1 pseudogene is annotated in these 349 nt (G+C 39.0%); it reads left to right on the top strand.

The features are described 5' to 3' along the window. Positions 1-127 precede the first annotated feature (127 nt). Positions 128-349: pseudogene (locus tag CWC11_RS21235) on the top strand (bifunctional NADH-specific enoyl-ACP reductase/trans-2-enoyl-CoA reductase); the annotation flags it as partial.

Genomic DNA, 349 nt, shown 5'->3' with positions numbered 1-349 from the left:
TGGTTCTAAGTTTGATAGCTGATCAGATGTGTGTTTTACATATCTTCCAGTACACTACGCAGTAATTTTAATAAAGTGAGACCAATCTCACTTTTATTTTGTATCAAATCAATGGATAGGATCTCTTATGGTCATCAAACCAAAAATTCGCGGATTTATTTGTACGAATGCGCATCCAGTAGGCTGTGCTGCACACGTTCAAGAACAGATTGAATACGTAAAACAACAAGGCCAAATCGAAAATGGTCCTAAAAATGTATTAGTAATTGGTGCATCGACAGGTTATGGCTTGGCATCGCGTATCACGGCTGCATTTGGTGCCGGTGCGAAAACGTTAGGTATCTTCTTT

It is taken from the genome of Pseudoalteromonas sp. S3178, from assembly GCF_005886985.1.
GTDB lineage: Bacteria > Pseudomonadota > Gammaproteobacteria > Enterobacterales > Alteromonadaceae > Pseudoalteromonas > Pseudoalteromonas carrageenovora.
Note: the sequence above shows the minus strand (reverse complement) of the source record. Positions and strands in the feature narration are given on the sequence as shown.